Below are 508 nucleotides of genomic sequence, written 5' to 3' on the forward strand. Positions count from 1 at the left end.
TCACCCGGATTTCCTGGTTCCCTTTGGCTTTCGTGCAGGCGTCTTTCAAAGGACAGCCTGTACACTCCCGACTCCGGAATAGTGCTCCAGCTTGACGTACTTCTCCTCGACAAGAAAACCCAAAATGGCCGTAAAAACCGTTTCAAGGACGTCTTTCATCCGCTCGGAGCGGAAGCGGTTAATGGTGCGGAAATCCGGCTGCTGTCTGGCCGCAAGCCACATGAACATGATATTTTCGCGGACGGCTCTGGCGATTTGACGAGAGGAATAGATTCGCTGGGTATAAGCGTACACGATGACTTTCGTAAGCATTTTCGGATGGTAGCTATCCCGCCCCCCACCCGGGTAAGCAGCTGCAAAGATGTTGTCGTCCAACCGATTAACCGCATCATTGACAATGCGGACCAGATGCCCCGCAGGAATATCCTCCTCTAAATCCATTGGCAGACAAAGTTGATCCATGTTATATTGAATGTACAAAAGAAGCCCTCCTTTGAATGGTTGCTCG

1 protein-coding gene and 1 pseudogene are annotated in these 508 nt (G+C 50.8%); both read right to left on the reverse strand.

Going from position 1 to position 508, the window contains the following annotated elements; genetic code table 11:
• A partial coding sequence (locus NR121_RS25465; RefSeq protein WP_375162549.1) for a hypothetical protein occupies positions 1-49 on the reverse strand: 49 nt, incomplete at its 3' end.
• Positions 50-78: 29 nt separating this feature from the next.
• Positions 79-480 (reverse strand): annotated as a pseudogene (locus NR121_RS25075) (transposase); the annotation flags it as partial.
• Between the last annotated feature and the right edge of the window lie 28 nt (positions 481-508).

Source organism: Paenibacillus sp. Pae15 (assembly GCF_024519685.1).
Lineage (GTDB): Bacteria > Bacillota > Bacilli > Paenibacillales > NBRC-103111 > Paenibacillus_G > Paenibacillus_G naphthalenovorans.